Here is a 387-nt window from a genome sequence, read left to right on the forward strand (position 1 = left end):
ATGACAAGCGATTTCTTTGGGGAGTGATTCAAAACGCAACTTCTACATGCTTTGAAGACACCTCGTGTTATTATCATGGACAATGCTAGTTTTGATCCCAAGAACATTTTGGATGAACTCTGCATCCAAGATAAACACTTTTTCTTACCTCTACCACCTTATTCACCAGATTTGAATCCTATTGAGCAAGCATGGGCTATCTTGAAAAAGAAAGTGACGGATTTATTAAGGGAAGTTCCAACTATTTTTGAATGTTTGGAATGCTTTTTAAAACTAAATGACTATAAAATGAAATAAGAATAGGACAAATCGATCAGGACAGTCAAACCGATTTCTAACAATGTTTTAGAAGTAGAGGTGTACTATTATAGTTTCAATCTACTATAT

Annotated in this window: 1 pseudogene; it reads left to right on the forward strand. The window is 34.1% G+C overall.

Going from position 1 to position 387, the window contains the following annotated elements:
• Nucleotides 1-297: pseudogene (locus HT687_RS10880) on the forward strand (transposase); the annotation flags it as partial.
• Between the last annotated feature and the right edge of the window lie 90 nt (nucleotides 298-387).

It is taken from the genome of Streptococcus sp. 1449 (genome assembly GCF_013276805.1).
GTDB classification, from domain to species: Bacteria; Bacillota; Bacilli; order Lactobacillales; family Streptococcaceae; genus Streptococcus; species Streptococcus pseudopneumoniae.